Below are 7,164 nucleotides of genomic sequence, written 5' to 3' on the forward strand. Positions count from 1 at the left end.
AGCCACCCCCGGTGACCGGCCCGCACCCGGAACGACGACCGGCCCGCACCCGGAACGGTGACCTGCCCGCACCCCCAATGGCAACCAGGATGTAACCGGCAACCCTCTGTTGCGCTACGCGCGTTGAACCTAGGCTGCGCTCGGCGATATCGCCGTCCTTGTCGTCCCACCTCACCCTCGGGGGAACGCTTGTCCGCCATACAGAAGCAACGAAGGTCCGGGCGCCGCGCCACCCGTGTCCTCGCCGTCGCCGCGGGGCTCGCCACCGTCGGCGCGCTGGCCGCCGCCCTGCCCGCAAGCGCCGGGCAGGACCACGCGGCCGCGGGCAAGGGCGGCAAGCAGCGCACGGTCGACGTGCAGCTGCTGTCCTTCAACGACTTCCACGGCAATCTGCAGCCGCCCGCCGGTTCCTCGGGCCAGGTGACGGAGAAGCAGGCCGACGGGACCGAGAAGAAGATCGACGCCGGTGGTGTCGAGTACCTCGCGACCTCCCTGCGCACCGCCCGCCAGAACCACCCCTACAGCGTCACCGCGGCCGCCGGCGACCTCATCGGCGCGAGCCCCCTGCTGTCCGGCCTCTTCCACGACGAGCCCACCGTCGAGGCGATGAACAAGCTCGGCCTGGACGTCACCAGCGTCGGCAACCACGAGTTCGACGAGGGCGCCAAGGAGCTGGCCCGCATCCAGAACGGCGGCTGCCACCCCAAGGACGGCTGCTTCGAGAAGGACAAGCACGGCAAGGGGAAGAAGTTCGAGGGCGCGGACTACCCCTACCTCACCGCCAACGTCACCGACGAGAAGACCGGCAAGCCCCTCCTCAAGCCCTACTGGGTCTGGAAGCACAAGGGCGTGAAGATCGGCTTCATCGGCGTGACGCTGGAGGGCACCCCGGACATCGTCTCCGCCGACGGCGTCAAGGGCCTGAAGTTCCACGACGAGATCGAGACCGTCAACAAGTACGCGAAGGTCCTCGACAAGCAGGGCGTGAAGTCCATCGTCACGCTCATCCACGAGGGCGGCGTGCCGAAGACCCAGACGTACAACTACGACTGCGACTCCCCGGGCGCGGGCGACGGCATCTCCGGCCCGATCACCGACATCGCCAAGGGCATCACGCCCAAGGTCGACGCCCTGGTCACCGGCCACACGCACAACGCGTACGTGTGCACGATCCCCGACCCGGCGGGCAACCCCCGCATGGTCACCTCGGCGTCCTCCTTCGGGAAGCTCTACACGGACACCACGCTGACGTACGACCGCAGGACCAAGGACATCGTGCGCACCAGCGTGAAGTCGGCGAACCACGTCGTCAGCCGTGAGCAGGCCAAGGCGCCCGACATGACCTCGCTCATCCAGCGCTGGGACAAGCTGGCCGCGCCCGTCGCCAACAAGGCCGTCGGCTACATCTCCGCGGACATCCCCGGCCGTGGCGCGGGCGTGCCCGAGTCCCCGCTCGGCGACCTCATCGCGGACGCGCAGCTCGCGCACGCCAAGTCCCTGGATCCCGAGGCCGATCTGGCGCTGATGAACCCGGGCGGCATCCGCTCCGACATCGTCTTCAAGGCGAGCGGGAGCGAGGGCGACGGCGTGGTCACCTACGGCGAGGCGTTCACCGTGCAGCCGTTCAGCAACACCGTCAACCTGGTCGACCTGACCGGCGCGCAGCTCGTGACCGGTCTCAAGCAGCAGGTCAGCGGGCCGAACGCGGCTTCGCCGAAGATCCTTCAGATCTCCGACGGGCTCACCTACACGCTCGACATGACCAAGACCGGCGCCGACCGCGTCGTCGCCGACTCCATCAAGCTGAACGGCAAGGCGATCGACCCGGCGGCCACCTACCGCGTCGCGATGAACTCCTTCCTCGCGGGCGGCGGCGACGGCTTCGCCGAGCTCGGCAAGGGCACCAAGCCGCTCGTCGGCGCGGACGACCTGAAGGCGTTCAACGACTACCTGACCGCCAACTCCTCGGCGGACAAGCCGATCGCGCCGCCGAAGGCCGACCGGATCACGATCGTGAAGTAGGTCATCTCCCGCCCGGCAAGTACTGTCCGAAACCGGTGCTTACCGGGAGTAAGGTTTGGGGTGGGGTGTGAACGTATGGTGAGATCACTCGATGCGTTCCCCCCACCGCATAGCCACGCATCCTCCGGATGCGCCCATCGACGACGACCGCGCCGACCAGCTTGACCACGACGGCTCCGACCGGCTCCACCAGGACCGCTCCGACCGGCTCCACCAGGACCGTTCCGACCGGATCCACGACGACCGCGCCGACCAGCCCGCGTACAGCAATCCGTACGACGAACTCGGCGCCCTCGCGCCCCACCCGCTGGAGGAGTTCCTCCACGAGGACAAGGACGCCGAGGACCCCGCGGACGCGCCCTGGACGCCGCCCAACCACCGCCGCGGCAGCCGCCGCCGCAACCGGTTCGCCGGACTGCCGCTCGCCGCGAAGGCCGTCGTCGCCCTCCTCGTCGCCGCCGCCTTCCTCGCCCTCGGCGACCGCTGGGCGCTCCTGTACGCCGAGCATGAGGCCGCGGACAAGCTCAAGGAGCAGATGAACCTGAGCGCGGCGCCCGAGGTCGACATCGAGGGGTTCCCCTTTCTCACGCAGGTCCTCGACAAGCGCCTGGACCAGGTGAAGGTGACCGTCCCCGACGTCGCCGCCGACCGCGTCTCCCTCGCCAAGGTCTCCGCGACCGCCACGGACGTCACCATCGAGGGCGACGGACCCACCTCCGTCAAGGGCGCCACCATCGGCGAGATGAACGGCGAGGTACTGCTCTCCTTCGAGGATCTCAACCGCGAACTGGGGGCCTCCCAGGTCACGTTCACCGGCCACGGCCGCGACAAGGTCCTCGCGCGCGGCACGCTGCCCGTCGCCGGCCACGACCTGAAGGTGCGCGCCGACGCCCGCATCCAGCGCAACGGCGACCGCGGCATCTCCACCGACATCGGCGGCATGAGCCTCCAGCTCGGCGACCTGGCGACCTACCGCCCCGGCGCCCGCGCGTCGGAGGGCCTGCACCTGTCGAAGAGCTCCGCCGACCGCGTGGCCAAGGAGACCGCCAGGGCGAAGGCGCTGCTGTCCGTGCCCGCGATCGTCCAGCGGCTCGGCATCCCCGATTCCGTGGTCCGCGGCGCCCTGGAGAGCGACGCCAAGCTCAACGAACTCACCGGCTCCCCGCGCTTCGTGAACGACGTGATGGGCCTGAACCTCATCGACGTGGCCATGGGCCACCCCTGGCTCCTGAAGAAGCTCGGCCTCGACCCCGCGCTCCTCAAGGGCCTCTCCCAGCTCACCCGTCCCGTCCTCGCCGACCGTCTGACCCTCGCCTTCGAGCTGCCGAAGCTGCCGGGGGCCGGGACGGTGGCGCTGCAGGACGTGACGGTGGAGAAGGAGGGCATCCGGGTGCGGCTCACGGGGTCGGGGCTGGGCTTCGGCCGCTAGGCGACACGGACTTCGCCCTCCGGCCGCCCGTCCCGCAGGGCCAGGCGCGTGCCCCGGAAGCCCGCCCGGAGCCGCCGGTCGTGGCTGACGACCACCAGCGTGCCCGCGTAGGAGGCGAGCGCCGCCTCCAGGTCCTCCACCAGGGCGGGGGAGAGGTGGTTGGTCGGCTCGTCCAGGAGCAGCAGGTCCAGCGGGCGGGCGACGAGCCGGGCCAGTTCGAGGCGGCGGCGCTGGCCCACCGACAGCGAGCGCACCGGCCGTCCGAGGTCCGCCTCGCGGAAGAGCCCGAGGGCCAGCAGCGCGTCGCGGTGCTCGTCGCCCCCGTACACGTCGAGCACCGAACGCCGCTCCTGCCACAGGGCGTTGTCCTGCCGCAGGAAGCCGACCCGCGCGGGCCGCCGCACCGTACCGCTCCCGGGCACCGGCTCCCCGGCGAGCAGCCGCAGCAGCGTCGACTTTCCCGCACCGTTGGGCCCGGTGACCAGCAGCCGCTCGCCCGCGCCGATCCGCAGCGTCCCCTCGACGGCCAGGCGGCCGGGGACGTGTACGTCGGTCAGCTCGACCGGGCCCGTGGCCTCCCCCTCGACCCCCGCCGTGAAACGCAGGGGGCGCGGGGGCGGCGGCACCGGGTTCTCGCTCAGCCGCTGCAGCCGCTCGCGGGCGTTGCGGATCCGGCTCATCGCGCCGTGCGCCCGCGACCTCGCGCGGAAGGCGCCCGCCCCGCTGAACGAGGCCGGTGCCTTGCGCGGGATCGCCGAGAGCAGCCCGATGTGGGAGTCGGCGAGCGCGGAGTGCCGGGCGACCTCGGCGCGCCACTCCTCGTACTCCCGCTCGTGGCGCGCCCGTTCGGCGGCCTTGGCCGTCAGGTAGCCGGCGTAGCCGTCGCCGTACCGGCGCACGGTCCGGGTGTCACCGTCCACCTCCAGGATCGTCGTGGAGACGCGGTCGAGGAACGCGCGGTCGTGGGTGACCGCGAGCACCGTGCCGCGATGGGCGCGCAGCCGCTCCTCCAGCCAGCGCACGGCCTCGTCGTCGAGGTCGTTCGTCGGCTCGTCGAGGAGCAGCAGCTCGGGCGAGGACGCGAGGGTCCCGGCGAGCACGAGGCGGGAGCGCTGCCCGCCGGAGAGCGTGGCCAGCGGGCGCGCGCGGTCCAGCGGCGCGCGCTCGCCGAGCCGCCGCAGTCCGACCTCGACACGGCGGTCGGCGTCGTGGCCGCCGCGCGCCTCGAACTCGGCGACCAGCGCCGCGTACCGCTCGTACGCCGCCGCGTCCGCGCCCGCGAGCGAGCACTCGGCGGCCCTGATCCGCCGCTCCAGGGAGCGCAGTTCGGCGAGCGCCGCGTCGATCGCGTCGCCGACCGTGGCGGTGTCCGGCAGGTCGGGTGTCTGGGCGAGGTGCCCGGTGCCGCCGGGGGCGGTGACGGTGAGCGTGCCGTTGTCGGGCAGCTCGACGCCGGCGACGATCCGCAGCAGCGTGGACTTCCCGGAGCCGTTGTCCCCGATGACGCCCGCCTTCTCGCCGTGGCGGACCGTGAGGGAGACCCGGTCGAGGACGACGCGGTCGTCGTAGCGCTTGGTGATGTCGGTGAGGGTGAGCTGGGAGACGGCGGCGGTGGTGGCCGCGGTCGTGGTGGCCGCGGTGGTGCCGGTGACTGGGTACAAGTACGTCCTCTTTCTTCGACGGCAGGGTCGGTGATGCGTGACGAGACGGTCCGTCTCGTGCGGAAGAAAGATAACGCAGGACGGACCGTCTCGCAAGACGGTCCGTCTCGTTTGCTTCTCCGGTCAGCCCGGCGAGGTCCCCGCCGGGGCCTCCAACGGTGTCTCCGGCGTCTCCGGGGGCGGGGTCGCCGCCCCGGGCAGCCGCACCGACGCCACCGTGCCGCCGCCCTCTGCGGACGCCAGGGCCACCTCGCCGCCCGACTGGCGCACCGTACGGGCCACGATCGACAGGCCGAGCCCCGAACCCGGCAGGCTCCGCGCGGTGGGCGAACGCCAGAACCGGTCGAAGACGTGCGGGAGTTCCTCGGCGGGGATGCCCGGCCCGTGGTCGCGCACCGTCAGCTCGCCGCCCTTCAGGGCGACCTCGACGGCGGACCCCGGCGGCCCGAACTTCACCGCGTTGTCGAGGATGTTGACCACGGCACGCTCCAGCGCGGCGGGCTCCGCGCGGACGTACCAGGGCGCGAGGTCCGCGGTGAACGTCAGCTCGGGGCCGCGCAGCCTGGCCCGCTCCAGCGCCGTCTCCACGATGTCGTGCAGGGCGACGACCTGCACCTTCGCGCCGCCCTGGCCCGCGTCGGGACGGGACAGCTCCTGGAGGTCGCCGATCAGCGAGGCCAGTTCGGTCATCTGCGCCTTCACGGAGGCGAGCAGGGCCCTGCGGTCGTCGGGCGGGATGGCGCGCCCGGTGTCCTCACTGCGGGCCAGCAGCTCGATGTTGGTGCGCAGGGAGGTGAGCGGCGTGCGCAGCTCGTGCCCCGCGTCGGCGATCAGCTGCTGCTGGAGGTCGCGGGAGGACGCCAGGGAGGCGGTCATGGAGTTGAACGACTCCGACAGCCGGGCGATCTCGTCGTCGCCGTCGACGGGGATGCGGAGGTTCAGGTCCTCGGTGCGGGCGACGTGCTCGACGGCCTCGGTGAGCCGGTCGACCGGGCGCAGCCCGGTGCGGGCCACCCAGAGTCCGGCGGCACCGGCACCGATGACGCCGATGCCGGCGACAGCGGTGAGCAGCAGGGCGAGCTTGTTCAGCGGCTCGTCGATCTCCGAGAGCGGCCGGGCCAGGGAGACGGTGTACCCGCTGTCCGTGTCCACCTGCGTCAGCACACGCACCGACGCCCCTCGGTCCGTCCTGGCGTCGTGCAGGGTCTGGGTCCGCAGGTGCTGGGCCACTTCCACGTCGGAGTTCTGCACCACCACGGGGGTGGAGTCGCGGCCCACGCAGCGCGAGCCGTCCGGCCGGATGATCTGCACGAAGACGGTGGTGGTGCCGGGCGGGGTCTCGGCGTTCGGGGTGGTGCTGCCGTCGTTGCAGGCGGCGGCCGTCAGGTCGAGGTAGCCGCGGCCCACGTTGAGGCTGCGCAGCGAGTCGTCCATCTGGTCCCGCAGCTGCGCGCGGGTGAGCACCCAGCAGGACACCGCCACCGCCGCCACCGCCAGGGCCACCGCCACCGTCACCAGCAGCGCCAGCCGCGAGCGCAGGGGGAGCCCGCGGAAGCGCCGTACGGCCCCCTTCACTCCCCGCCCCGCAGCACATAGCCCACGCCCCGCACCGTGTGCACGAGGCGCGGTTCGCCGCCCGCCTCCGTCTTGCGGCGCAGGTACATGACGTACACGTCCAGGGAGTTGGAGGACGGCTCGAAGTCGAAGCCCCAGACCGCCTTGAGGATCTGCTCGCGCGTGAGGACCTGGCGAGGGTGCGCGAGGAACATCTCCAGGAGCGTGAACTCGGTGCGGGTCAGCTCGACCGTCCGCGCGCCCCGCGTGACCTCGCGCGTCGCGAGGTCCATCCGCAGGTCGGCGAAGGCGAGGACGTCGCCCTCCTCGGCCTGACCGGCCGCCGCGGCGTACGAACTGCGGCGCAGCAGCGCGCGGATGCGGGCGAAGAGCTCGTCCAGCTCGAAGGGCTTGACCAGGTAGTCGTCGGCGCCCGCGTCGAGTCCCGTGACGCGGTCGCCGACCGTGTCGCGCGCCGTCAGCATCAGGATCGGCGTG

At 72.2% G+C, this 7,164-nt stretch carries 5 protein-coding genes; 2 read left to right on the forward strand and 3 right to left on the reverse strand.

Going from position 1 to position 7,164, the window contains the following annotated elements; translation table 11 throughout:
* Positions 1 to 189: 189 nt before the first annotated feature.
* Positions 190 to 2,022, forward strand: a complete 1,833-nt coding sequence (locus AOK22_RS17305; protein ID WP_055699566.1) for a bifunctional metallophosphatase/5'-nucleotidase — start codon at positions 190 to 192, stop codon at positions 2,020 to 2,022.
* Positions 2,023 to 2,113: 91 nt separating this feature from the next.
* The gene (locus AOK22_RS17310) at positions 2,114 to 3,451 is read left to right on the forward strand and encodes an LmeA family phospholipid-binding protein (RefSeq protein WP_079036631.1); all 1,338 of its coding nucleotides are present in this window, start codon (positions 2,114 to 2,116) and stop codon (positions 3,449 to 3,451) included.
* Here AOK22_RS17310 and abc-f read toward each other — a convergent pair.
* From abc-f to AOK22_RS17325, 3 genes are all read right to left on the reverse strand, one after another.
* The gene (gene abc-f, locus AOK22_RS17315; RefSeq protein ID WP_063795283.1) at positions 3,448 to 5,112 is read right to left on the reverse strand and encodes a ribosomal protection-like ABC-F family protein; all 1,665 of its coding nucleotides are present in this window, start codon (positions 5,110 to 5,112) and stop codon (positions 3,448 to 3,450) included. The two genes, AOK22_RS17310 and abc-f, sit on opposite strands and share 4 nt — an antisense overlap.
* Before the next feature lie 123 nt (positions 5,113 to 5,235).
* On the reverse strand, positions 5,236 to 6,687 hold the full coding sequence (locus AOK22_RS17320; protein WP_055699567.1) for a sensor histidine kinase: 1,452 nt from the start codon (positions 6,685 to 6,687) through the stop codon (positions 5,236 to 5,238).
* Positions 6,684 to 7,164, reverse strand: a 481-nt coding sequence (locus AOK22_RS17325; RefSeq protein WP_157872253.1) for a response regulator transcription factor, incomplete at its 5' end; no start/stop codon positions are given. The genes AOK22_RS17325 and AOK22_RS17320, both read right to left, overlap by 4 nt.

Source organism: Streptomyces silaceus (assembly GCF_001419745.1).
Lineage (GTDB): Bacteria > Actinomycetota > Actinomycetes > Streptomycetales > Streptomycetaceae > Streptomyces > Streptomyces silaceus.

Coding starts and splice junctions, on each gene's coding strand:
- AOK22_RS17310 (WP_079036631.1), top strand. CDS start 2,114: ATGCGTTCCCCCCACCGCATAGCCACGCATCCTCCGGATGCGCCCATC.